The following is a 23,523-nucleotide window of genomic DNA, read 5'->3' as shown; positions in this document are numbered from 1 at the left end:
CTACTAATGGATGTGATGGCATTCGTGGCTTTCTATTTGTAATACACTATTGCGTACATTAAATTTTTCAGCTAACAGTTGTTCTACCTTCATACGACATGCTTCATCGTGTTTTTCAATAGTACAATGCTCTTTAAGTACAACGTGCGCCCCGACTACTACACCCTTATATTTACGCGTTACAGTGACGTTATGGACATTGTGAACATGCTCCATATCTGTAATCTCACTTTCAATATCTGCAACTTTAGGAAGTTTGGCCTTATTTAAGCGTAAACCTTTTATACAACTAATAATGACCTTAACACCGGTAAACAACACGAAAGAGGCGATTAACATGCTCGATAAAATATCGATAACAACCCAGTCCGTAAAATATATAAGAATACCAGCCACAAATGTCGATACGGTAGAAATCAAATCAAAGAATGAATGTAAAAATACCGCGTAAACATTAATACTCGCTTTGCGGCCTTTATATAAAACCCATGCAGCAGCACCATGAAACAAAAAACCAATAGCAGCAATAACCGACATTAAATAACTATTAATAGCCAGCTCATTTCCTTCATGCTGGTGTATATAGCGCTCACCACCTTCATACAAAATAATTAAACTGATTGCTAGGTATAAAAATCCGTTCACCAGACCACCCAAAAGCTCGGCTCTTTGATGACCATCGTTATAGGTTTTAGCAAAATGAATAGCGAGACTTGATGCAATCAGTGCGATGAATAACGAGCTATTGTGAACAAACAAATGCCCCGCATCGGCAAGTACAGCAAGCGAATTAGAATAATAAGCACCTATAACCTGAATTACCATAAACGAACACGTAATTGCTAGTGCAATAAGTAACCGACGACGAGAAGCTTGGTGTGTAGTGATTTCTGTCATGAAATGCTTGAATAACCTATACTTAAAGTGCAAATAAACCAAAGATGGCTTAGAGTAGAAAGGGGTAATGATATACAGTATCAATTATAATACGTACTGCCCTCAAACGCACTAAAAACTTAGTAAATCAAAAAAAATGTGCTAATAATTAGTAGGGCTTGTTGAACTTCGGTGGTTGAATTTACACCAGTATTTTTGTTTTTTAGGCAAGGCAGAGCCTATGTAGTGTGGCTATTCCCCATAAATAGGCGATAACGCAGCATAAATACCAAACATGCGCTGCCTTTTGAGCTCGATCTAAGGACGATTAACACGCCCAAGTAAAAACAATAAAAATACAATAGATAACAATTTAATTGTGGCTTAAACACATGGAGAGTTGAGTGAGTAATAACCTATCAAATGAAATATGGCGAAACTTGGAGTTACTGCCGTTTTGTGTATTACTTTATGATGCCAATGAAAATATATTTAAAGTTAACAGCCAAGCACAGGACTTGTTTGGCTTAAGAAATAAATCACATTTTAATAAAATTGATTTTTCACACATCACTTTAACCAATCATCACAGTAAAAAAGAACTATTAGTCGAGGAGCTATTCTTTGATTATTTCACTGCAAATAACCAATGCCAGTTTGTTTTATCAAAACAGGTATCTAAATTGCTACTCAATGTAAAATTTGCAAAATTACCTAACTCAAGCTCCATTATTATAATCGATGTATTGAATAATAATGTAGATGAACAATATGATTTTGATAATATTATTTCGAACATATCAACTGACTTAATTGATATTCAAAACGACGACGTTGATAAGCATATCAACTACGCATTAAAAGCTATTGGTACCGTTTGCCACGCAGATAGAAGTTATCTTTTTAAGTTTGCCGAGGATGGTAAAACCATAAATAACACCCACGAATGGGTCAATAATGATATACAAGCATTTAAAGAGGACTTACAAAACCTTCCGAAAAGCGATCTCCCATATTTTTTTAGTTTGATGGCACGTACTCACTTATTTAGAGTTAACGATGTAACGTCGTTACCCATTCAAGCAATGAGCGAAAAAACAATTTTCCAGCGACAAAAAATAAAATCAGTACTTTGCATTGGTCTACGTTATGACAAAGAGCTCGTTGGCTTTATAGGCTGTGATTGCGTTGTTCAAAAGCGAAACTGGACTGATTTAGACCTTATTCGCTTAAGGTTAGTAGGTGAAATGCTTGCTAATGCTTTCAAAAATTTAAATTACAAGCAAGAGCTACAACAAGCTCAGCAGCAACTCATTAATGCCAATCATAAACTTAACAAACAAGTTAATACTGATGGCCTTACAAACATTGCTAACCGACGCTGTTTTGATCAAACTTTAAAATGCGAAATTAAGCGCGGCGCACGTAATAAAGAACCCATTAGTTTAATAATGTGTGATATTGATTTTTTTAAGCGTTATAACGATAACTATGGGCATCAGCTAGGTGACGAAGTGTTAAAACAAGTTGCCAAAGCGCTACATGATCTTTGTAAACGTGAAGGTGATTTAGCCGCTCGTTTCGGTGGTGAAGAATTTGCGATAATTTTACCTGCAGTCGACACAGATCATTGCCAAAGATATGCTGTTCTTATTCAGGAAAAAATTGCAGAACTTGCAATTGAACATAACTTTTCAAGTGCCAGTAAATACCTCACTTTGAGTATCGGATTTTATAGCCTTATACCCAATCAAAAAACAACACCTAAAGAAGTTATAACTAACGCCGACATAGCCCTTTATAACGCAAAAGAAACAGGCAGAAATAAAATAGCCAGTTTTTAAAAAAACCGACTAAGCCGGCGCGCTACAGTGAGTTTTAGTGGTTAAAAGTTCGCTGTAGTGATAATCTATACACGCTGAAATTATAAACAATACAACCACTCAGCGTTTAATTATTATAAGGAATGTTTAAATGGATCCAGTCACACAAATTCTCGATATGGTTTTTACTGTTGAGGCTTTTTTACTTGTTTTTGTTATCGTGCTTTTAAAAAGTAGCGTTAAATTTGTACCACAAAACCGCGCCTGGTTAATCGAACGTTTTGGTAAATACCAATCAACTAAAGAAGCCGGCCTTAACTTTATTATTCCATTTATTGATAGAATCTCGGCTGATCGTAGCTTAAAAGAACAAGCTCAAGATGTACCATCGCAGTCAGCTATCACTAAAGATAACATCTCACTTATAGTTGATGGCGTACTGTACTTTAGGGTACTAGACCCGTACAAAGCAACGTATGGCGTTGACGACTATACGTTTGCAGTTGTACAACTTTCGCAAACAACAATGCGTTCAGAATTAGGTAAAATGGAGCTTGATAAAACATTTGAAGAGCGTGATTTACTTAATACCAACATTGTTGCAGCTATAAACCAGGCATCTGAGCCTTGGGGTATTCAAGTACTTCGCTACGAAATTAAAGATATTGTGCCGCCTAACTCTATTATGGAAGCGATGGAAGCACAAATGAAAGCTGAGCGTGTTAAACGAGCTCAAATTTTAGAGTCAGAAGGTGATCGCCAAGCAAATATCAACGTTGCTGAAGGTAAAAAACAAGCACAAGTACTTGCTGCTGAAGCCGACAAAGCCGAGCAAATTTTACGCGCTGAAGGTGAAGCAACAGCTATTACTACGGTTGCAGAAGCACAAGCAAATGCACTTATTAAAATAGGTGAAGCTGCAGATACAGAGCAAGGTCAAAAAGCAATTCAGTTAGATTTAGCAACTAAAGCAATCGCGGCTAAAGAAGCGATTGCTCGTGAATCATCAATTGTATTACTGCCAGACAACGCGACAGATGCAAGCTCAATGGTTGCCCAAGGTATGACAATCATTAATAGCTTAAATAAAAAGAATTTGGGTTAATAACTAAATAAAGAGGTTTGTATGGATTTTATTACGCAAAATTTACCGCAAACACTTATGGTACTTGGTATTGTTGCTTTAATAATAGAAGTAGCAGTACTTGGCCTTTCTACATTTATTTTGTTGTTTTTTGGATTATCGTTATTCCTTACAGGATTATTAATGAGTTTTGGTATTTTACCTGACTCATTAGCAACAGCCCTTTGGAGTAATGCGGTTGTAACAGCTGGCTTAGCCGTTGCACTTTGGAAACCATTAAAACAAATGCAAAATCGCGTAGATAAGAAGCAAGTGAATAGTGATTTTGCTGAACTTACTTTTGTACTTACTAGCGATGTAACAGAGCAAGGTTTAACTACACACCAATATTCAGGTATTAGCTGGAAACTCAAAAGTGAGCAACCAATTAGCGCCGGTACTGAGGTTTTAGTAACCAAAAAAGAAGTGGGTGTTATGTGGGTTAAGCCTAAAAGCTAACCATCACTTTAAAACAAGCACTGTGTATAATAAATTACAGTAAAACGGGCGGCTCAAACTGCCCGTTTTTTATGCCTGAGATTTGAAATACAGCGCCTTGTTCAGTAACAGTATTATTAATCGATTCATCAAATGCCGATGTCACAAGTAACAATTCAGCATTTTTACCACCAAATGCAGTGCATGTCGGTTTTATTGCACAAAGCTTTATTGTTTTAATTAGCTCACCGCCTGGGGATAAACATATAACACACCCCATTCCCCATACAGCTAGCCACAAATTACCTAATTGGTCAGTGACGCAGCCATCGGGGTCAACATCAGTATCATTAAATTGATAAAAAACACGTGGCTCAGAGCAAGGTTCGCCAGTTTGCTCATCCAAATCTAATACATAAATACAACTCGTTAAAGAGTCGCAGTAATAACCGCATAAACGTGGCTTATCAAAGCACAATCCATTTGGGATACTCAAGTTACTTACAACGACTTTAAGCTGGTGTTTATAATAACGGTATATTTTACCATCACTTTTTTTAGCATTTACGTCCATTGTACTTAACCAAAAACCACCCCATGGATCAGCGCGGCCGTCGTTTGAACGCCTATTTAGTTGTGTATTTTCAATATTAAGAATAAGGTGGCGAGTGCTCGAATTAATATGGTATTTGTATAAACCAGTACTTGTACCTAGCAACAAGTGCTGCTTATCAATCCACGCTATTGCACTGAGTGTATCGGGCATATTAACTGTTTTTAGTTGGCTTTCGCTGTGTATTTTTTTGCTTAAAAGTAATTTTTTATTTATGTCGACCCAAAAAAAAGTATTCAGCATAGGGTGCCAAAGAGGACTTTCTGCAAGCTGATTCTGTGTGCTTTCAAAAATGGTTACGCTAGGGTCAAACATAAATACTTATTCTTTATTATTAACAAAGCCTTGTAACCCAAACCTTACCAGAAAACAGTTGATTTCGCGATACGTACCTGGCTTTAATTTATCAACATGCCCTAGTGACTGCAAAATCAATATCATTGCACCACCGGCTAATTTTAAAGTTGGGCGTACCACTAAAAAGTTTGAAATACTTAATAGTGGTTACAACATGGGAATTGATACTGCTAAGGCCTTTTTAGCTAAATAACTGCATTATTTAACCTAATAATTGCGGTGCTTTACCCGCAATAACTGCGGTTAGTAAACCAGCTAACATAGCTCCCACAACGGTGCATATTGCACCGCCTAAAATACCGTAAACACTCATAAAACATATCAGCGCTAAACCAAATAGCAGTGCACTTAAAAATGTTTTAGTCGCTAATGTAAGTGTGTTTTTTCGTATATTGAGCATCATTAGTAGTAAACTCACCATCGCAATTGTAATTAGTAGCTCGTTCATGCGGGTTGTACCTCAATTTGTAATTTTTGTGTGTTTTTTATTTTTAAGGCAACAAACATACACACGATACCCACCACCATAAAGCTTATATCTACTACCGCAACAAGCGAGCTATTAAGGTTAATAACATTGCTCACTCCAAATATAATATTAAGCGGCAGCACCAAAGCAAGCGAAGCGCCGCATAATAAAAGAGTCAGCTTAAAGTAGTTTTTATAACCAATGGGCAATACACTTAAGAGTAACCATGCCAACCACGTATAAAAGAACACGGGTCCAAAAAAGCTATTTTGCGCCACACCAACAACGCTATAATTAAGTAAAACTTGCACAGGAAATAGCACAAAGCTTGCTAATACCAAACCGCCACAACTGCCAATAATAAAACGATTCCAGCGTGCATATGCCTGCATACTCAGTGAAGGGCTACTGCCACGTGTGCGCTTTGTTAGCCACATCATCATGCCCGAAATAGGTAAAAGCGCAGTACTTAAGCCAAGCAATACCCAAAGTAATTTTACAAACACTCCTGCAAAGTTCCCAAAGTGCAGCGGAAACATCAACTCAATTACTTTTATCGAAACACCTGAAATATCACCAAAACTACTCATCGACTGCACAAACTCACCATTGCCCTGATAATGCAGTAACTGAGAAGCAACAGCCTCGCCACCTAACAAACGCAAATATACCTGCGCATTCGCATCGTTATGCGCCATTATTGTGACATCCCTAATTATTGCTTCAGGGTAACGACTATGAGCATGCTCTAAAATAGTGTCTATTTTTGTAGGTTGCTTAATGTGGCTAACTACAGGCTCAGGAATAGCGGTAAACGTTTCTATTAACTTATCTTGATCGCCACCAAAGCTCACAAACGCAGCTGCTGGTAGTAAAATAATGGTCGCGAGCCCTAAAAATGATCCTGTAAAACCAATCACAATATTAAATACGCTGCCCCAAATACCTATAACCTTATGAGCATCGCTTACTGCAATATCTAACCCTTTATCTCGCCTAAACGTAAAGAGCTCTTTTATCAATTTGCGATGAATAAACAAGCCTGTCACTGCACTTACTAAAAGCGTTAAACCTAAAAACCCAGTGAGTATTAACCCAATTGGTCGCCCTAAATGCAAATCTGCATGAAACTCACCTATATAAGTTGGCGCATCCGTTTTTTTATTGGCGTAAAACTCTTTACTAGGCCCATAGTAAGTATTTTCCAGCGTCAGCGTATCGGGATGAAATTGAAATACTCTGGCCACCTCTTGGTCGTAATTTTCATCGCCATGGTGGGATTCAAATACCAACGTTAACAAATGAAAGTTATGCCCACTTGGTAAAAACACATGAATGTTTTCGCCAAATTCACTAGGTACTTTTTTATGGTATTCGTTTACTAGTCGGTTAATTTGCGCGCTGGCAACGTATTGGCTAGATTGTAGTTCTGGATTAGCCCATATTTTTAACTCAGGTCGCGACAGAACTGCTAACGCCCCACTAAATGCAACAATAAATAGCAGTACCGCAGTAATAATTCCTACCCAGCTATGTAATAAAAATAGCTTTTTTAAAGTAATCGACTTCATCCCTGCCCCTGCGTTAACGCCCAAAAACTCAATAAACCATGTAATACACACAATGCAATCATTACTACAAAAGGTTGCCATACTTTTTGCGCCAAATACGCATAAATAAACAACGCAGTCCAAATAATAGGAAAGAGTAAAATAGGCAGTAATATTTGTTCATTCATTTGAAACTGTAAATAGGTTGTCATACCCGGAATCATTATTACCGCTGTAACTAGCGCTAATACACACGCAATTAAGTGCCTTCGCCGTGTAGCTGTAAACGTTTTTTTATTATTCATTATTCGCTCAATAAATTTGCCCAAACATATACAAAACAGCACATGCAAATGATAACAATTGTCATTATATTGTGCATTTAATACTTAATGCAATTTATTAAACAAATTAAGTCTAAAAACACTGTTGGTTTACCTTAAGAGCTTTTATGCTACGCCTCGCAATTTAGGTACGCAGTAATGCGTCATTTCAGTTAAGCCGAGTTCGGGCTTTTTAATTTTTCAGGAAGCAGTAAACCGTGGATATAATTAACGCGATTATTTTAGGTATTATTGAAGGTATAACAGAATTTTTACCCATATCATCAACTGGGCATTTAATTGTAGCGTCAAAGTGGTTAGGCATTGAATCAACAGATGCTAACCTCGCCTTCGAAGTCATTATCCAACTTGCCGCCATTTTAGCGGTACTAGCCAACTATAAAGATAAGTTCAGCCCTAAACATTTCAATTTATGGGTGAAAGTTGCCATTGCATTTATTCCTTTGGGTATTATTGGTTTTATATTTAGTGATGTAATAAAAACACTGTTTAGCGTACCGGTAGTAGGTGTTATGTTTATTGTAGGCGGTGTGATTTTTTTACTATTAGAGCGCAGTTATAAAGAGACTCGCTGCACAACTACCGATGTAACCCAAGTTACTTATAAACAAGCTCTTTGGATTGGCGTAGCACAAGTATTTGCGTTAATTCCGGGAACTAGTCGTGCTGGGAGCTCTATTGTTGGTGCCATGTTGTGTGGTTTAAACCGAAAAACCAGCGCTGAATTTTCATTTTTACTTGGTTTACCTGTACTTGCAGCAGCCTCAGGGTACGACTTACTTAAACATTACCAACTGTTTAGCTTAGATGACCTAACTGCCCTTGCTGTGGGTTTTTTAACGTCTTTTATAGTTGCTTATTTTACTATTAAACTATTCATACGCTTTCTAGAAAATTTCACTTTTGTTAGTTTTGGTCTTTACCGAATCGTATTTGGTGTTATTTTACTAACTATAGCCTACACATAAGAGAATATTATGAGCGAAAAAATAAACGAAGAAGCACTCCACGCCCTAAAAATAGCTTTTACTTACATGCCTAAAGCGATTGAAGTAACAAAGTATGAATATGGCGAGCGCTACCAAAGCGTACTTGATCACATTGAAGCTGTACGTGAAACACTGCTTATTAACGATGTTGACCCAGAGGAAGTAGGCGGCGATATCAACCCGCAATATACCCCAAATTCAACGTATTAAAAGTATACCGCTGAGTATTATATGCTCGGCGGCATGCTACGCTATATACAAGGGCCTGTTTATCTTTCGAGGTTAAATTTGCAGCAGACTGTTTGGTATTTAGGCAAGGCAGAGCCTATGTAGTGTGGTTATTCCCCATAAATAGGCGATAACGCAGCATAAATGCCAAACATGCGCTGCCCTTTGGGTTCTGCCTAGGGACAATTTTTAATCCTGAAAGGTCAACAGGCCCTACTACTATTAATAAACCACTAACTTAGTTCATAAAAACATAAGGTTATAAAATTTAATACGTATCAATTTTAGTTATTAGTAATTAAAACTGCTAAACTGGATTTTAAACTAATACCAATGCCCTAATTGGCCTATGTATTATATAAATTGAACAAAAGCTTACGGGGTGTTTTCTTTTGAATTTTTTACGATGTTTTCACGATATAGTTTCTAATCAATCTCTTGATTTTGAAAATAAAATTAATAAGCTCTTAGTGTTTGGGTTAGAAGTATTTGACCTTGAGCTAGGTATTATTAGTAAAGTAGATAAAAACAGCTACACCGTTTTATATGCCAAAACCCCTGACAACTCACTTTTACCCGGTACCGTGTTTGAATTACAAGGCACCTATTGCGTACATACGCTCGCTGCAGGCTCTGCACTTGCTTTTCATAAAGCATCTCAAAGCGCAATTGCAAACCACCCCTGTTATATAAACTTTCAGTTAGAGTCTTATATTGGCGCGCCAATAAAAATTGGTGAAAAAATATTTGGTACCGTTAACTTTTCATCCATAAACAGCTCTCCAGCTTTTAATGATGCAGCCTATGATTATATTGAGTTATTTGCACAATGGCTTGGATCGGAATTTGCTCGCACCCAAGCTAAAGAACAACTCATAAAAAATAGTAATACTTTATTAAAGTTAGAACACGTTGCAAATATAGGTACGTGGGAGGTTGATCTAATCTCCGATAAAATTACCTGGAGCGAGCAAACATACCTCATACATGAGGTGGATGAACAATTTCAACCGCAAATGAATTCTGCAGTCGAGTTTTATAAAGAAGGTCCAAGTCGTGAAGGCATTACTCGCGCGGTAGAATTAGCCATAGAAAAAGGCAAAAAATGGAATCTAGAACTAGAAATAGTAACCGCTAAAAATAAACATTTATGGGTGGCTACCTTTGGTGAGGCCGAATTTGATGAAGGCCGATGTGTCCGATTATTTGGCACCTGCCAAGATGTAACCGAGTCAGTCAAGCTTCGAGAAGAGCTTAAACAAAAGCAAGCTCAAGCAGAGCGCTTACTTGAAGATAGAAGCATGCTATTTGCTAAAATCAGCCACGAATTAAGAACCCCTCTTAACGGCATCACAGGCATGCTAACCACATTAATTGATGAACATAGTGAAGAAGTACGTGCTGAAAAAATAAAAATAGCACTTAGAAGTGCTGATATTTTGCTTAGTATTATTAATGAGGTGCTCGATTTTTCTAAAATTAATCATGGTGAGCTAAAGCTAGAGCCTACTGACTTTTTGTTAAAAACAATTTTTACCGATTTAACTTCTTTGTATACACCTCTATTTAAAAACACGCATGTAACGCTACAAGTAAATAATACAATTGATGACAACTGCTGGGCGTTTAGCGACAACACACGCCTTAGCCAGATTGCTTCTAACTTACTGAGTAATGCACTTAAATTCACTGAAAATGGTTCAGTTACACTAAACACCAGCCTTTCTAAAGTAAAAACTAAGCTAAGTTTAAATATTGAAGTGTCTGATACAGGCCGAGGAATGAGTAAAGGCTTTTTAGAATCACTGTTTTCTCCTTTTTCTCAAGAAGTAGATGCTAAAAATTCAAAAGGTGGAACAGGCCTTGGCCTTGCAATAGTAAAAGAACTTGTTGAATATATGGGCGGCAAAATAAAGGTAAAAAGTACACCTAATAAAGGCACTACGTTTTTAGTAAATATTCCTATTGAGAAAGGGACAGAACAAAAACAAGAAAACCTCAAATCAACGTTAGATATCAATGGCAGTGAACTATCAGTACTTGTAGTCGATGATAACGATATTAATAGGTTGGTACTTCATGCTTCTTTAGGCAAACTTAATATAAAAGCCGACTCTGCAGTTGATGGCCAAGATGCTGTATTAAAATGTCGCCAAAAGCATTATGACCTTATTTTTATGGACTGCATAATGCCCATACTCGATGGATTTGAGGCAACAAAGCAGCTTAGATCAGAAAAAATCTGCTCGCATGAAGGAACCTACATAGTGGCTATAACTGCTAATACTTCATCACAAGATAAACTTGCCTGCAAACAAGCCGGTATGGATATGTTTATATCAAAACCTTTTAAACTACCCATACTTGAAAAAGCAGTTATTAACGCGCTTGAGCATACCGCTAAAGTTAGCTAACGTTTGTAGTCAACTGATTGGTTAAATAAGGATATAAAATTAAAAACATAATTAGAACTATATTACTAACAGTACTTATTGTTGCAGTATTTAAAGGCGTTTCCACTGGGCAATGGAGTTCATCAATAACAATAGTTATCGTATCAGGCGTATTGCTGTTAGTTACATTTATCAGTGCTAAGTCATCACGTGGATCATCAGTTTATACTGGCAGTGACTCACCAGTTTCCTCTAGCAGTAACTCAGCGCACTCTCACACAAATTGTAGCGGCGGTGATTCTGGTGGTGGGTGCGATTAAATCGTGTGCTAATTCTTAAGCATTAAAAAAGCCGCCTTTGGAGAAGGGCGGCTTGGGTTAACAAACAGCTATGGGTGTAGCCTTGCTGTTATATCAAGAGAGTTTTTACTAATTACATTAAGCAGCGCTTTGATCAGCTTCTTCAGAGTGACGAATTAAATAATCAAATGCACCTAAACTTGCTGTTGCACCGCTGCCCATTGCAATAATAATTTGTTTAAACGGAGTATTGGTTGCATCCCCCGCGCCGTAAATTCCTGGTAGTGACGTTGCGCCTTTAGCATCAATCAGTATTTCACCAAATTTACTTAATTCAAGGTCGCTGTCTTTTAACCACTCGGTATTTGGTATTAAGCCTATTTGTACAAATATACCGGCAAGTTCAAGCTCTTTGCTCTCTCCCGACACTCTATCTGTGTACATTAAGCCAGTTACTTTTTTACCATCACCAAGTACTTCGGTTGTTTGTGCACTTTTGATAATAGTAATATTAGCCATGCTTTTAGCTTTACGAATAAGCACTTCATCAGCACGTAGTGTGTCTGCAAATTCAAGTACCGTAACGCTTTGCACAATATTAGCTAAATCGATTGCCGCTTCTATACCCGAATTGCCACCGCCAATTACGGCAACAGGTTTACCTTTAAATAAAGGGCCATCACAATGTGGGCAATATGCCACACCATGGCCGCGATATTCTTGCTCCCCTGGTACGTTCATTTCGCGCCAGCGTGCACCAGTGGCAAGTACGAGCGACTTAGCTTTGAGTACTGCGCCATTTTCTAGTGTAATTTCGTAGCCATTGTTATAACCAAGTGCCGCTGCACGCTGATTATGCATTACATCTACATCGTATTCTTTAACGTGCTCTTCAAGCTGGGCAACCAATTTTGGCCCTTCAGTCGCCTTAATCGAAATAAAGTTTTCTATTGCTAATGTATCTGCAACTTGTCCACCAAATCTGTCGGCAACAATACCTGTATTTAACCCTTTTCGTGCTGAGTAAATCGCAGCCGATGCGCCCGCAGGCCCACCACCAATTACAAGTACATCAAATTTATCTTTTTTACTTAGCGATTCAGCTTGGCGCTGTGCCCCTTTGCTATCTACTTTATTGAGTATGTCGGTAAGGCTTAGTGCACCTTGGCTAAATGGTTCGCCATTTAAATATACAGCCGGTACAGCTAAAATATTTCGCTCTTCTACCTCACTTTGAAATAATGCGCCATCAATCATGGTCGCTTTAATATTGCTGTTTGTCGCTGCCATAGTATTAAGTGCTTGGACTACTTGCGGGCACGTTTGGCAACTTAAACTTATATATACTTCAAAGTTAAGTTCTTGAGTAAGCGATTGTATTTGCTTAATGTCTTCGCTTTTAGCTTTACTTGCGTGTCCGCCAGTATGTAAAAGTGCTAGCACTAAACTTGTGAATTCGTGGCCCATAGGTACGCCTGCAAACGTAATATGAGTGTTTTTAATAGGTGAATGTACAACCATTGACGGGCGACGCGCGCTTGTATCAGGATTGTTCATTACCGTAAATTTATCGCTCAGTGAGGCTAAATCGTTCGCTAAGCTTTCTACTTCTGCTGATTTTTTGCTGTCATCCAAGGCAATAAGCAGCTCAACAGGTTGAGTAAGCGATTCAAAATGGCTTTTTAATTGATTTTTTATGTTGTTATCTAACATGGCTTAACCCTTTTAGGAAAATTTAAACAGCAAGCCTCCCATGCCAAATAATGCATGTGCTTAAACAAGTATATTGATATAGGAGGCACCAACAAACGGATGTTCGTTGATTTAAGGGCAGTTACCTGCCCTTATAGTAGGAATAAATCTATACTTAGATTTTACCAACTAGGTCTAGTGAAGGTGCAAGTGTGTCTTCACCTGGCTGCCAAGATGCAGGACAAACTTCACCGTCGTGAGTTGCAATGTATTGTGCAGCTTGTACTTTACGAACAAGTTCTTTAGCGCTACGGCCAATACCTAAATCGTGAGTTTCGATAATTTTAATTTCGCCTTCTGGGTTCATTACAAATGTACCGCGAAGTGCTAAGCCTTCTTCTTCAATCATTACGCCAAAGCTACGAGTAATACGTCCTGTTGGGTCGCCAATCATTGGGTAAGTAATTTTACCAATTGTGTCTGACGTATCGTGCCATGCTTTGTGAGTGAAGTGAGTGTCAGTAGATACTGAGTAAACTTCTACGCCCATTTCTTGAAGTTGTGCGTAATAATCTGCGACATCACCAAGCTCAGTAGGACATACAAATGTAAAGTCTGCTGGGTAAAAGAAGAAGATTGACCATTTACCTAGAACATCTTTTTCAGACAATTCTACAAAGTCACCGTTGTGGTAAGCGGTTGCATTGAATGGTTGTAATTTAGTATTGATTAATGAAGTGCTCATGGTATTTCCTCATCTATATTTAATGTATTTAAAAAGTAATCAACGCTCTCGTTTAAAACGACCTTCTGCGTTGGCTTGGTTAATACAATAAGGCTAATGGATAATTAAATAAAATTGATTGTTTAGATTAAAACAATCGGTTTTTTGGATTGAACTATATAATCTCTTTTATCGTAAGCATTATTTGGATTGTAAACGCTGGCGAATTATTAAGATCGCTAATCGCAATACTGCTACAATAGCCGCGCTTCAAATAAGTCATTAAATATAAGGCACGCCGTAATGGAAAAATTTTTTAACCACATACAACTAGGTTACTTAGGCTTAATCCCGTTTTTAGGGTGTGTGGGTTGGCCGCTTATGTTTGGCAGTAATAGCCTTAACTTAGAGTTTTTTACTTTTTACAGTATCGCCATTTTAGCATTTATGGCAGGTAGCTTGTGGCGCGCCGGAGAGCAAAGCTATAGCAATGCAATTAAAGCGGTATTACCTGTTATCCCAGTTCCATTTTTATCATTTTTACCTGTAGAGTGGGCACTGGCTTGGCTAGGTGCTAGTTTTTGGTTAGTACTTATATTTGAAAAAGCCACGCCGCAATGGCAAACCTATCATAAAGATTATCAAAAAATGCGTGTAGTACTTACCTCTGTTGTGTTTGTTTGTCACATTCTGACTATTGGTATGAGTATTTATCCTAAGTAACCTGAGCTCTAGATAATAAATCTATCTCAAGCAGCTATTTTCAGCGCTAACTGCGTTGAATTTACTTGCAATAGGCCCGCTATTGACGCGTAAATTCGCCTTGTTCTCACAGAAAATCTCTGGCTAGAGAAAATAAATTTAAATATCACCATAATTCAATGCATTAGCAAATCTATTAACCAGAGTTCAGGTTAAATAGCAGCTGTAAACTTAAATATTGCGTGGTAATAAGGTAATATCCGCGCACTGCTATTTGAGGACACACCATGATTGACCAACTACGCCAACAACTCGACGAACTTGGCGAAAACTACGTAGAAAAAAACGCTGCATTTAAAATCAAAGTGATCCCATTTTTTTGTGCTATTCGCATTAAAAAAGATCATAAAAGCGAAGGTCGTTTAAGCTTTTATTCAAGTCAATTACTCGAAATATTTTTAGTCGTCTTATTTTTGCTATTCGGTTTAACACTGTACGATACAGATGCAGGATTCACTCACGGCCCTATTCATATTGCCTTTGCCATTTTAATTACCTTTAATCTTATTATTAAACAAATCGCAATTGAAGGGTTAAAAACCAGACTTGCGTTTCATCGTTTACTAGCAAAAGACTCACAAACAAATAGCGATATAAATAATACTGCTACAAACATAAACGCTAAATAAAATATGTATTTAAATCCTCAATGGCGAATACTCACCGTAGGCGATGGCGATTTATCTTTTTCGAACGCTATTTACACTCATCTATCGCCAAAAGCTTTGGTTGCATCCACTTACGATGACCAAACGACTATTGAGCAAAAGTACCAGCACAATGCACTTAGTAACTTAAAAGCGCATAATGTTGAGATACTTAATAGTTTTGATGTAACAAATCCCGCGTGTTGGCAAACTCTAAGTGAAAACCAGCACAGCTTTGACGTGGTTATTTTTCAGTTTCCGCTTATACCTGCGTTTGTTGGCCGTGAAGCATTTGAAAACAACACGCGCCAAACCAGTATGAACGTATTAAACCGCGCTTTGCTGCATCAATTTATTAAATACGCTAACGAATACGCGCTTGATAAAAATGGTCCAATGCTGTGTTATATCACTTCAAAGGATGTAAAACCTTATCGAGAATGGAATATAGAAGGGAGTTTAAATAACGGTTTAAACGCTGATTATTTAGGCCAAATCCCATTTGATATTAGCCATTTTGAAGGTTATAAAATTCGTAATGTTGACCGCGATAAACACGTAAAAGACACCAGCGGCATAACTTACGTTTTCAGCCCAAAAAGTATTGATACACATACTAGCGAATTAAGCTCACGTCTTACCAAACCTGCATACTTAACATCTAACCATTGCCCCCTTTGCCGCGTTGGACCCTATATGGCAAGCGAGGACGAAACCAAGCATCTAAACGCTAAAAAGCATCAGCAAATGCTGCACCTGGAAAGCGATTGGCAACAATGGCTAAATGAGTTTTATAGCTAATTAATAGCCCTACTACAGTTTATTTAATTATACATTTTCGCGTTTAATTAAATCAGCCGCTTTTTCAGCAATCGCAATTACCGGCGCATTTGTGTTGCCGGTAATAATAGTAGGCATAATCGACGCATCGACTACGCGTAAATTGCTTACCCCGTGTACTCGTAAATTAGTATCCACCACTGCCATTGAGTCTTGCCCCATTTTACATGTCCCGACTGGGTGATACTCGGTATCTGCAGTTTGGCGTATAAACTCAATTAGCTGATCATCATTATTTATATCAAGCGGATAGAGCATTTTACCGCATATGTTATCAAAAGCTTTGCTTTGCATAATAGCGAGTGTTTTTTTAAGACCAGCAAGCATTACAGTTAAATCATCTGGATGGCTTAAGTAATTAGGGTCAATAAGTGGAGCACTACGCGGGTTGTTATCAGCTAATGTAATAGTACCTCGGCTTTTGGGGCGCATAATACTGCTGTGTATACTGTAACCATGCCCAGTGTGTAATTTACGACTATGATCGTCCACCAGCCCAATTACAAACTCTAGTTGCACATCAGCCGCTGGCGAGCCTTCAAATAATTTAATAAACGCGTGCGACTCTGCAAAGTTACTGGTTAATCGCCCTTCTCGTTTACTAAACCAGTTAACACAGCCTTTTATAATGCTGGCAATGCCTAGCGGGCTTATACCAAATGTGCCTTTATTTGTTTTTGATTTATAAAGTGGCACTACTGTTAAGTGATCCTGTAAATTAGCGCCAACACCTTCAAGTACGTGCTGAACCTTAATGTTATGTGCACTTAAATGCTCTTTTGGGCCAATACCTGAAAGCATTAATATTTGAGGCGAATTAATAGCGCCAGCACTAAGTATTACCTCTTTTTTAGCACGTAAATTAATAACCTCTTTATTACGCTCTATTTGCACGCCTTGCGCTATCTTATTGGTTATATTTATTTTATTAACGTGGCTATGGGTTAATACCGTTAAATTGGGGCGGTTTAAATGCGGTGTTAAATATGCTTTTGCTGCACTACAACGCTCGCCATTGCGCTGAGTTACCTGCGATAGACGTGCGCCGCTTTGCTCTTTGCCATTTATATCGTCGCTTAAATTAACGCCCTGCTCAGCACAGGCATTTAAAAAGTATTGGTTTACATCGCTTGGGTTATTTAGCTCTTGTACATGTAGCAGACCCTTTGTCCCGTGCAGCTCATTATTTATAAACGCTTTATTGTTCTCAGCTTTAATAAAGTACGGGAGTAAACTATCAAAATCCCATCCCGTGTTGCCATTAGCAGCCCATTGGTCGTAATCGTACTTATTACCTCTTATGTAAACCATTGCATTAGTCGAGCTTGACCCACCCAGTACTTTGCCACGCGGCACAAAACCACAGCGGTTATTAAGCTCTTTTTGTGGCACCGTATTGTAATGCCAGCTATTTATGCCATAAGGCACACTCGCTGCTATGCCTGCTGGCATTTGCACAAATACACTTTTATCACTGCCGCCAGCTTCAATTAAGCACACACTTACATTTTTATCCTCAGACAATCGCGATGCCATAACGCAGCCGCCACTACCTGCGCCAATCACAATGTAATCAAATGTTGTATTGTTCATGGTGTACCTTAATAAAAGTTTTAAACGGCTTTAACAGTAATAGTGCATAGAAAAACTCAACAAAACTTGATATTTTTAGACATCATTTATTTGAGGTTAACCATGAGCAGCCTAATCAGAGCCACGTCATTACAAGGTATAGATACCCTAATTAGCGAATTTGGCGGCGATCCGCATGAAATAATGCAAAACTGTAATATTAATAACGTTGACTTTAAAAATCTCGATAACCAATATTTACCTTATCGAGATTACGCTGAGCTATTAGAGTACTGTGCTTGTAAGTTCAATTGTTCTAGTTTTGGCCTTAAGCTCGCAAGTAGACAAAATTTTGATATTTTAGGGCATATTGCAATAGCAGCTAAAAGTAGTACTAATTTAGGTGATGCACTTAATTGGGTTATTAAATACCTTCACTTGCACAGCCCTGCACTTAGCTTAAACTCGCACCCTTTAGAGAATGATAAAAGCTTGTTTTTATCATTCGAAATTAATTTAAAACCATTACCGAACATTAACCAAGTGATTGAGCTAACCATTGGTTTAGCATTGGCTGTTATTAAAAAGCTGAGTAATAACCGCTGCAAACCAATTAATATATTTTTGCCAAAAAAATTAAGTACTAATACTCGTGCCTATAACACTTACTTTGGTTGTAACGTTATAGAGCATCGCAACAGCGCTGGTATTGTAATCTCAAAAAGTGATTTAACTCTTGAGCTTGATCACCCTGAACTAAATAAAGTACAAGCGGCGCTAAGCTTCTTGGCAAAAAACAAAGAACACACACAACCATTGCCCAACCAAGTTAGTGCACTAATTAGGCCTATGCTTCCTATTTATCAATGTAGTAACCAAACTATTTCAGCTGCGCTGGGTATGCACCCGCGTACTCTGCATCGAGAACTTATCAAACATAATACGAGCTTTGTAAAACTTAAAGATGCCACTCGTCGCGCTTTAGCTGCACACTATTTAGCGCAAAACCAATTTACAATATCAACCATATCTGAGCTTTTAGGGTATCAGGAGCAAGCAACGCTAAGTGTTAATGTTAAACGCTGGTTTGGATGTTCTCCTCGAGCATATAGGACTAAAAAAATGTTAAACTAAACACTCTTATTATTATTTTTATTTAAGCTAAGGAGTGAGCATGAACTTTGTTATTGTTGGCACCAATTTTATTAGCGACACACTGTTAGCCGCTGCAAATACGTTAAACGATTTTAATTTATATGGGGTGTGCTCGCGCGCAGTATCAAGCGGCGAAGCATTTTTAGCCAAACACCCACAAAATGCACAAGCAAAAATTTTCACCTCAATCGAGCAAGTATGCCAAGATCAAAATGTTGATGCAGTCTACATAGCCGCCCCTAACAGCTTACACAAACAATATGCTATTATGTGTCTAGAAACGGGTAAACATGTCCTTGGCGAAAAACCATCAGCAGCCAATTCTAAAGAGCTTGCAAGCATTATAGCTACAGCAAAAAAGTATCAGCGCCTTTACATGGAAGCCATGATGACCACTCACTTGCCTAACTTTGCACGGCTGCAACAGGCAATAGTAAAAATTGGCACACCACGTAAATATATTGGCCAGTACAGCCAGTATTCGTCGCGTTACGATAAATACAAAAATGGCGAACGCCCAAATACGTTTTTGCCCGAGTTTGCTAATGGTGCTTTAGTTGATTTAGGGATTTACCCACTGTATTTATTAATTGCACTTTGGGGAGCGCCGCAAAGCGTAAGTGCCAGTGGCGTATTACTTGATACAGGTGTTGATGGTGCGGGGGATGTATTACTAAACTACGCTGATAAACAAGCCGTTATTAGTTACTCTAAAATATCGCAAGGCGACAACATAACCGAAATACAAGGCGAACTTGGACGCATACGTATAGAAGCCGTATCGCAACTTAAAAAGGTGGAGTTTATTGCTAATAATGGTGAGGTAGAGATTATATCCCAGCCGTTTAATGAGCACTTTATGAAATACGAAGTTGAACATTTTATGGCATTAGTGAAGCAGAATATCCTTGAGTCACCCGTTAATACGCACATTTTAGCCAGTAACGTAATGAGCGTACTTGATGAAGCTCGCAAACAGCTTGGGGTTGTGTACCCTAACGACTAACTAAATAAAATATGGGCGTTAACCAACGACAGTTAACGCCCAGAAGAAAGCTTAAATAGCTCTCGTACAACGACACATTTTACAAACACATTTAAAAATAGCGATCCCCATCCATGGGCAATCAAATACTTCTACAGCAAACTTAACACTAACAACCCAAATTCGGTTTATTACCAATATTTATTATTCAATAACCTTAAAACTAACCTAACACATAAAAACATTACCAATCAAGCTAGCCAATTGCATTATTTTAAACTAAATTGGTAATACAAGAATACAACCATTGGTGTATAGTGGTTTTTAACCATAACATCGCGTTAGAATTTTGACATAATAGTGAATTTTGAGGTAACCTCTGGTATTAACAGTTGGTTTTGACTTTTAGGCCCCAGAGGCCATTATTCCTTAAGGTAATGAAGGTAAAGTATGGGTAATCGTCGCTTATTTTGGCGCATAGTTGATAAAATTGAGTCTTTAATAAATCAAGGCGAATTTTCTGCTGGGAGTCGTTTACCACCTGAACGTGAACTTGCAGAAATGTTTGATGTAAGTCGCCCTACCATTAGAGAAGCTATTATCGCATTAGAAGTACGTGGCCGAGTTGAAGTTAAAACCGGCTCTGGTGTTTACGTAGTAGAACAAAAAAATGCATCTATAAAATCAAAAGAGATCAGTGCATTTGAACTTACTCAAGCTCGCGCATTAATTGAAGGCGAAATTGCCGCTTTAGCTGCTCAAAGCATTACAGAAGAAGAACTAGAGCAACTAAATAAAACATTAATTGCCATGGAAAAAGGCCTTTATGTTGAGCAAGCCGACCGTGAGTTTCATGAAATTATAGCTAGAGCAACGCGCAATAAAGCACTTGAATTCGCAGTGTCTAACTTGTGGGATTTACGTTTAACAAACCCACAAATTGTTGCTGACTATGGCAGTGTGTGTAAAAACAATAACGAGTGCGTTATGGACGAACACACCGCTATTTATACAGCCCTAAAGTCGCATGATGCAAATGCAGCGCGCACCGCAATGCACAAACATTTTAACCGCTTAATTAATGCTTTATTTGACGCTGTAGAATCGCGTGCACTTGAAGAAATTAAACGCAAAAATGATGAAAAACGAGGCCTCTACTCGCTTGATGGCTTAGTTAATAAAAGTGCCCACTAAGGCCTTTTAACCAACTGATTAAAGTTAGCAAACGCCTGTTTGCTAACTTTACCTCTTACTTTATTTACCCGCCCTATTTAATATACTTTTAATTGCGCTATTTTTGGTCGCAAACACTTACCTATAAATTTAAAAAAAGATACTATGCCGCCATTAATATCGGGCGGGTTTAGCTTTTATACTCCCTGCATTACAATTTAACTAATTGATAGAGTTACTCAACTCAAGGATAAAAATGCAAGCATCTTCAAAAAATTATTTACTGGCTATCGTGTGTGTACTGCTTGCAATGATGACCATTCAAACGGGCGCGTCATTTGCAAAACAGCTTTTTCCTATTGTTGGTCCTGAAGGCACGACAGCCCTTAGGCTTGGTTTTTCTGCCTTTATACTTTGCTTAGTGTTTAAACCTTGGAAACACTTACCTACTTCGGGTAATCGTATTCCTATAATTGTGTATGGTTTAAGTTTAGGCGGCATGAACATTTTGTTTTATTACGCCATTGAGCGCATTCCACTAGGCATTGGTGTAGCGCTTGAATTTACAGGTCCGCTTGCTGTTGCCTTATTTTCATCACGCCGTAAACGTGACTTATTTTGGGTTGCGTGTGCTATTGCCGGTATTTTGCTTCTGCTTCCTGATATGAGCGGCCAAGACAGCCTTGATCCATTGGGTGTAGCGCTTGCGCTTGGTGCTGGTGCATGTTGGGCAGGTTATATATTATTTGGTAAAAAAACGGGCACACAAAGCTCTGGTGGAGCAACTGTCGCATTGGGTATGACCGTTGCCGCTATAGTGCTAGTACCTTACGGCGGCATTATGCAAAGCGCCGCGTTTACGTGGGAAATTATCCCACTGGGTATTGGTATTGCTATTTTATCAAGCGCACTGCCTTACACACTTGAAATGGTTGCACTGCGTAACATGCCTTCACAAGGGTTTAGCGTAATGATGAGTTTAGAGCCTGCAATTGCTTCGCTCGCAGGGTTTATTATACTGGGTGAGTTACTTACTTTATGGCAGTGGCTCGCTATTTTACTTGTAATTATTGCATCTGTTGGTAGCTCGTTTTCAAACGCAAAAAAACAAACTACTTAATCAACTACCAAATAATCTAAATAACCTAAATAAAGTCACCACGCAACATGGTGACTTTATTGTGTTGTATCCAGTAATTTTTTAACTCACAGCCCTACTTTGCTTTTTAGTTGTAACCAAATAACCAATCAACGAAATAAGCGGCATGCCCGTCGCAACCAGTGCAATACCAGTCCAGCCGCCCGCTTCATATAATGGGCTGGCAATAAGCGAGCCTACTGCGCCACCTACAAATATACTCGTCATGTAAATAGCGTTTAAACGCGCACGGCTTTGTGGCTCTAGTGCATACACTGCACGTTGACCCAATACCATATTGGCCTGCACAGCAAAATCAATAAACACACCGGTTAATGCCAATACTATAATGCCGTAAGGTAGCTCAAATAAGCTTGGTAAAAAGCACACTGCTGCAATTACTTTGGCCAGTAACGATAACTGATGCGTATAGCCTTTATCGGCTAAACGACCAACAATTGGGGCTGCTACAGCACCTGCCGCACCCACTAGTGCAAACAATGCTATTTCTGATTGCGATAAACCATACTCACGGGCAAGCACAACCGGTACGCTCGTCCAAAATAAACTGAACGATGCAAACATTAATGCTTGAAAAAGTGAACGTTGGCGCAGCACTGGCTGGCTTATCATTAACTGTTTAAGCGATTTTAATAACTTAAAATACGTTGTTTTATGGGTAGGTTGCCTGCTTGGAATAGCAAAATAAATTACGCCTGCAATAAACACCATACACCCTGCTGCAAAGTAAAATACAGCGCGCCAACCAAAGTGATCGGCTATTAAGCTCGATATAGGTCTTGCCAGCAAAATACCTAGCAAGAGACCCGCCATAATATTGCCAAGAACCTGCCCGCGCTTCTCGTCAGACGATAAATGCGCAGCAAGCGGAATAAGCACCTGAACAGAAACCGAGCTCATACCTATCATTAAACATAAAATAAGCATTACATTAGGTGAGTCAGCAAGTGCCGTACCCACCAAACTCAAAAACGACACAGCTAAAGTAATAAGCATTAAACGCTTATTTTCAATTAAGTCAGCTAATGGCACTAAAAAAAACAACCCCAAAGCGTAGCCTATTTGTGTAAGCGATACGATAAGGCTAGCACTGTGCGCACTTAATCCAACTTCTGGGGCGAGTAACTCAATAATAGGTTGAGCGTAATAAATATTGGCAACAATAAGACCGCAACACAAAGCAATAATAGTAACGAGTGTATTGCTAAGTGGTTGCGCTGAAACGCCTGTTTGGGTCATGTGTGTCTCTACTTTATAAAAATAATAAAACCCAACCAGCAAACGCGGGTTGGGTTTTTACAAAAAGCTTCGT

Annotated in this window: 22 protein-coding genes and 1 pseudogene; 14 read left to right on the top strand and 9 right to left on the bottom strand. The window is 38.5% G+C overall.

All coding sequences use genetic code 11. The features are described from left to right. Positions 1-3 precede the first annotated feature (3 nt). The gene (locus I6F47_RS06995; RefSeq protein WP_197183582.1) at positions 4-897 is read right to left on the bottom strand and encodes a cation diffusion facilitator family transporter; all 894 of its coding nucleotides are present in this window, start codon (positions 895-897) and stop codon (positions 4-6) included. 383 nt (positions 898-1,280) lie between these two features. On the opposite strand from I6F47_RS06995, the gene I6F47_RS06990 reads away from it, so the two are divergent. The 3 genes from I6F47_RS06990 (at position 1,281) to I6F47_RS06980 (ending at position 4,281) form a co-directional block, all read left to right on the top strand. After that, the gene (locus tag I6F47_RS06990) at positions 1,281-2,720 is read left to right on the top strand and encodes a diguanylate cyclase domain-containing protein (RefSeq protein ID WP_154902943.1); all 1,440 of its coding nucleotides are present in this window, start codon (positions 1,281-1,283) and stop codon (positions 2,718-2,720) included. 130 nt (positions 2,721-2,850) lie between these two features. Next, the gene (locus I6F47_RS06985; protein ID WP_197183581.1) at positions 2,851-3,804 is read left to right on the top strand and encodes a slipin family protein; all 954 of its coding nucleotides are present in this window, start codon (positions 2,851-2,853) and stop codon (positions 3,802-3,804) included. Between the two features lie 21 nt (positions 3,805-3,825). Further along, positions 3,826-4,281 (top strand): NfeD family protein, encoded by a 456-nt coding sequence (locus tag I6F47_RS06980; protein ID WP_024605673.1) that lies wholly within the window; start codon positions 3,826-3,828, stop codon positions 4,279-4,281. A gap of 34 nt (positions 4,282-4,315) precedes the next feature. On the opposite strand, the gene I6F47_RS06975 is transcribed toward I6F47_RS06980, so the two are convergent. Then, on the bottom strand, positions 4,316-5,188 hold the full coding sequence (locus I6F47_RS06975) for an SMP-30/gluconolactonase/LRE family protein (RefSeq protein ID WP_197183580.1): 873 nt from the start codon (positions 5,186-5,188) through the stop codon (positions 4,316-4,318). Positions 5,189-5,288: 100 nt separating this feature from the next. Between I6F47_RS06975 and I6F47_RS20570 the strand changes: the two are divergent. Then, positions 5,289-5,423: pseudogene (locus I6F47_RS20570) on the top strand (DUF6363 domain-containing protein); the annotation flags it as partial. Between the two features lie 9 nt (positions 5,424-5,432). Here I6F47_RS20570 and I6F47_RS06970 read toward each other — a convergent pair. Genes I6F47_RS06970 through I6F47_RS06960 form a run of 3 tightly spaced genes read right to left on the bottom strand, consistent with a single transcriptional unit; the run spans position 5,433 to position 7,554 of the window. Further along, complete coding sequence (locus I6F47_RS06970) at positions 5,433-5,678, bottom strand: hypothetical protein (protein WP_197113724.1); 246 nt, start codon at positions 5,676-5,678, stop codon at positions 5,433-5,435. Next, complete coding sequence (locus I6F47_RS06965; RefSeq protein WP_197183579.1) at positions 5,675-7,270, bottom strand: PepSY-associated TM helix domain-containing protein; 1,596 nt, start codon at positions 7,268-7,270, stop codon at positions 5,675-5,677. The genes I6F47_RS06970 and I6F47_RS06965 overlap by 4 nt, the downstream gene beginning before the upstream one ends. Further along, positions 7,267-7,554, bottom strand: coding sequence for a hypothetical protein (locus I6F47_RS06960; protein WP_197183578.1), 288 nt, complete (start codon positions 7,552-7,554; stop codon positions 7,267-7,269). Before I6F47_RS06960 ends, I6F47_RS06965 begins: the two co-directional genes overlap by 4 nt. 236 nt (positions 7,555-7,790) lie before the next feature. On the opposite strand from I6F47_RS06960, the gene I6F47_RS06955 reads away from it, so the two are divergent. The 3 genes from I6F47_RS06955 (at position 7,791) to I6F47_RS06945 (ending at position 11,224) form a co-directional block, all read left to right on the top strand. Continuing rightward, positions 7,791-8,561 carry an undecaprenyl-diphosphate phosphatase gene (locus I6F47_RS06955; RefSeq protein ID WP_197183577.1) on the top strand — a complete coding sequence of 257 codons (771 nt, stop codon included), beginning with the start codon at positions 7,791-7,793 and terminating at the stop codon, positions 8,559-8,561. A gap of 9 nt (positions 8,562-8,570) precedes the next feature. Beyond that, positions 8,571-8,792, top strand: a complete 222-nt coding sequence (locus tag I6F47_RS06950; RefSeq protein WP_007581825.1) for a hypothetical protein — start codon at positions 8,571-8,573, stop codon at positions 8,790-8,792. Positions 8,793-9,202: 410 nt separating this feature from the next. Next, positions 9,203-11,224: a hybrid sensor histidine kinase/response regulator gene (locus tag I6F47_RS06945; protein ID WP_197183576.1), complete on the top strand. Its 2,022-nt coding sequence runs from the start codon at positions 9,203-9,205 to the stop codon at positions 11,222-11,224. Positions 11,225-11,640: 416 nt separating this feature from the next. On the opposite strand, the gene ahpF is transcribed toward I6F47_RS06945, so the two are convergent. After that, the gene (gene ahpF, locus I6F47_RS06940; RefSeq protein WP_165721659.1) at positions 11,641-13,215 is read right to left on the bottom strand and encodes an alkyl hydroperoxide reductase subunit F; all 1,575 of its coding nucleotides are present in this window, start codon (positions 13,213-13,215) and stop codon (positions 11,641-11,643) included. A 154-nt stretch (positions 13,216-13,369) separates the two neighbouring features. Then, entirely contained in the window at positions 13,370-13,939 is a 570-nt protein-coding gene (gene ahpC / locus I6F47_RS06935) for an alkyl hydroperoxide reductase subunit C (protein ID WP_007581822.1), read from the bottom strand. 282 nt (positions 13,940-14,221) lie between these two features. Here ahpC and I6F47_RS06930 point away from each other — a divergent pair, with 282 nt between their 5' ends. The 3 genes from I6F47_RS06930 (at position 14,222) to I6F47_RS06920 (ending at position 16,128) form a co-directional block, all read left to right on the top strand. Beyond that, positions 14,222-14,641 (top strand): DUF3429 domain-containing protein, encoded by a 420-nt coding sequence (locus I6F47_RS06930; RefSeq protein ID WP_165725021.1) that lies wholly within the window; start codon positions 14,222-14,224, stop codon positions 14,639-14,641. Between the two features lie 266 nt (positions 14,642-14,907). Then, positions 14,908-15,309 (top strand): hypothetical protein, encoded by a 402-nt coding sequence (locus I6F47_RS06925; RefSeq protein ID WP_002960599.1) that lies wholly within the window; start codon positions 14,908-14,910, stop codon positions 15,307-15,309. A 3-nt stretch (positions 15,310-15,312) separates the two neighbouring features. After that, positions 15,313-16,128, top strand: coding sequence for a class I SAM-dependent methyltransferase (locus I6F47_RS06920; RefSeq protein WP_007581819.1), 816 nt, complete (start codon positions 15,313-15,315; stop codon positions 16,126-16,128). 27 nt (positions 16,129-16,155) lie between these two features. Here I6F47_RS06920 and I6F47_RS06915 read toward each other — a convergent pair whose 3' ends face one another. Next, positions 16,156-17,760: a GMC family oxidoreductase gene (locus tag I6F47_RS06915; RefSeq protein WP_197183575.1), complete on the bottom strand. Its 1,605-nt coding sequence runs from the start codon at positions 17,758-17,760 to the stop codon at positions 16,156-16,158. Between the two features lie 102 nt (positions 17,761-17,862). Here I6F47_RS06915 and I6F47_RS06910 point away from each other — a divergent pair, with 102 nt between their 5' ends. The 4 genes from I6F47_RS06910 to I6F47_RS06895 all read left to right on the top strand — a co-directional run bounded on the left by I6F47_RS06910 (position 17,863) and on the right by I6F47_RS06895 (position 22,172). Next, a complete protein-coding gene (locus I6F47_RS06910; protein ID WP_197183574.1) occupies positions 17,863-18,873 on the top strand; it encodes an AraC family transcriptional regulator in 1,011 nt (336 codons plus the stop codon). A 40-nt stretch (positions 18,874-18,913) separates the two neighbouring features. After that, positions 18,914-19,900, top strand: coding sequence for a Gfo/Idh/MocA family protein (locus I6F47_RS06905; RefSeq protein ID WP_197183573.1), 987 nt, complete (start codon positions 18,914-18,916; stop codon positions 19,898-19,900). A gap of 429 nt (positions 19,901-20,329) precedes the next feature. Then, the gene (locus I6F47_RS06900) at positions 20,330-21,073 is read left to right on the top strand and encodes a FadR/GntR family transcriptional regulator (protein ID WP_024591884.1); all 744 of its coding nucleotides are present in this window, start codon (positions 20,330-20,332) and stop codon (positions 21,071-21,073) included. A 235-nt stretch (positions 21,074-21,308) separates the two neighbouring features. After that, on the top strand, positions 21,309-22,172 hold the full coding sequence (locus tag I6F47_RS06895; protein WP_197183572.1) for an EamA family transporter: 864 nt from the start codon (positions 21,309-21,311) through the stop codon (positions 22,170-22,172). Positions 22,173-22,253: 81 nt separating this feature from the next. Here the strand turns inward: I6F47_RS06895 and I6F47_RS06890 are convergent, their stop codons facing one another. After that, the gene (locus I6F47_RS06890; protein WP_197183571.1) at positions 22,254-23,450 is read right to left on the bottom strand and encodes an MFS transporter; all 1,197 of its coding nucleotides are present in this window, start codon (positions 23,448-23,450) and stop codon (positions 22,254-22,256) included. Positions 23,451-23,523 lie beyond the last annotated feature (73 nt).

This window comes from Pseudoalteromonas sp. NZS37 (assembly GCF_015864265.1).
GTDB lineage: Bacteria > Pseudomonadota > Gammaproteobacteria > Enterobacterales > Alteromonadaceae > Pseudoalteromonas > Pseudoalteromonas arctica.
The sequence above is the reverse complement of the archived record's forward strand: the minus strand, read 5'-3'. Positions and strand labels throughout refer to the sequence as shown.

Coding starts and splice junctions, on each gene's coding strand:
- I6F47_RS06995 (WP_197183582.1), bottom strand. CDS start 897: ATGACAGAAATCACTACACACCAAGCTTCTCGTCGTCGGTTACTTATT.
- I6F47_RS06985 (WP_197183581.1), top strand. CDS start 2,851: ATGGATCCAGTCACACAAATTCTCGATATGGTTTTTACTGTTGAGGCT.
- I6F47_RS06980 (WP_024605673.1), top strand. CDS start 3,826: ATGGATTTTATTACGCAAAATTTACCGCAAACACTTATGGTACTTGGT.
- I6F47_RS06975 (WP_197183580.1), bottom strand. CDS start 5,188: ATGTTTGACCCTAGCGTAACCATTTTTGAAAGCACACAGAATCAGCTT.
- I6F47_RS06970 (WP_197113724.1), bottom strand. CDS start 5,678: ATGAACGAGCTACTAATTACAATTGCGATGGTGAGTTTACTACTAATG.
- I6F47_RS06965 (WP_197183579.1), bottom strand. CDS start 7,270: ATGAAGTCGATTACTTTAAAAAAGCTATTTTTATTACATAGCTGGGTA.
- I6F47_RS06960 (WP_197183578.1), bottom strand. CDS start 7,554: ATGAATAATAAAAAAACGTTTACAGCTACACGGCGAAGGCACTTAATT.
- I6F47_RS06950 (WP_007581825.1), top strand. CDS start 8,571: ATGAGCGAAAAAATAAACGAAGAAGCACTCCACGCCCTAAAAATAGCT.
- ahpF (WP_165721659.1), bottom strand. CDS start 13,215: ATGTTAGATAACAACATAAAAAATCAATTAAAAAGCCATTTTGAATCG.
- ahpC (WP_007581822.1), bottom strand. CDS start 13,939: ATGAGCACTTCATTAATCAATACTAAATTACAACCATTCAATGCAACC.
- I6F47_RS06930 (WP_165725021.1), top strand. CDS start 14,222: ATGGAAAAATTTTTTAACCACATACAACTAGGTTACTTAGGCTTAATC.
- I6F47_RS06925 (WP_002960599.1), top strand. CDS start 14,908: ATGATTGACCAACTACGCCAACAACTCGACGAACTTGGCGAAAACTAC.
- I6F47_RS06920 (WP_007581819.1), top strand. CDS start 15,313: ATGTATTTAAATCCTCAATGGCGAATACTCACCGTAGGCGATGGCGAT.
- I6F47_RS06915 (WP_197183575.1), bottom strand. CDS start 17,760: ATGAACAATACAACATTTGATTACATTGTGATTGGCGCAGGTAGTGGC.
- I6F47_RS06910 (WP_197183574.1), top strand. CDS start 17,863: ATGAGCAGCCTAATCAGAGCCACGTCATTACAAGGTATAGATACCCTA.
- I6F47_RS06905 (WP_197183573.1), top strand. CDS start 18,914: ATGAACTTTGTTATTGTTGGCACCAATTTTATTAGCGACACACTGTTA.
- I6F47_RS06900 (WP_024591884.1), top strand. CDS start 20,330: ATGGGTAATCGTCGCTTATTTTGGCGCATAGTTGATAAAATTGAGTCT.
- I6F47_RS06895 (WP_197183572.1), top strand. CDS start 21,309: ATGCAAGCATCTTCAAAAAATTATTTACTGGCTATCGTGTGTGTACTG.
- I6F47_RS06890 (WP_197183571.1), bottom strand. CDS start 23,450: ATGACCCAAACAGGCGTTTCAGCGCAACCACTTAGCAATACACTCGTT.